The organism is Lactobacillus nasalidis, from assembly GCF_016587775.1.
Taxonomy (GTDB): Bacteria; Bacillota; Bacilli; order Lactobacillales; family Lactobacillaceae; genus Lactobacillus; species Lactobacillus nasalidis.
The window spans coordinates 1-407 of the sequence record NZ_BOCG01000165.1; the positions used below are offsets into that span (position 1 = coordinate 1).

Below are 407 nucleotides of genomic sequence, written 5' to 3' on the forward strand. Positions count from 1 at the left end.
ACCTTGGTTGGGTCGTCTGGGTCGTTCTCGTAAGTCGGCGTATCTGCACCTGGAATTGGCGTGTTGTTTTCATCTACAGGGATGATCTTACCGACCTTCTTGTAAGTGAAGACAGCAGTCTTGTCACTTTCATCGAAAGTACCAGTGGTATCAGTCGTATTAACCAGAACGTAGCCGGTAACTACCTTGGCATCGCTCGTTACGTCGTAGCTGTCACCAGTCTTGTACTCAGTCCCCTTCGTTACGCTCGGTGACAGTTCATTGCCGTCTTCATCGACAAACTTTTCAGTCAGACCATACTTGTTCTGAGTGTAAACAACAGGAGTGTCCTTAGTTGGATCTTCCGGAGTTACGTTCGGAACATCAGTTGAGTAGCCTGGTACGGTCGGAGTTGGCTCGTTTGGAGT

Annotated in this window: 1 protein-coding gene; it reads right to left on the reverse strand. The window is 48.6% G+C overall.

Annotated elements, in window-relative coordinates; all coding sequences use genetic code 11:
* Positions 1-407 (reverse strand): MucBP domain-containing protein (locus lacNas_RS03040; RefSeq protein ID WP_201335796.1); only part of this gene is annotated, 407 nt, incomplete at both ends.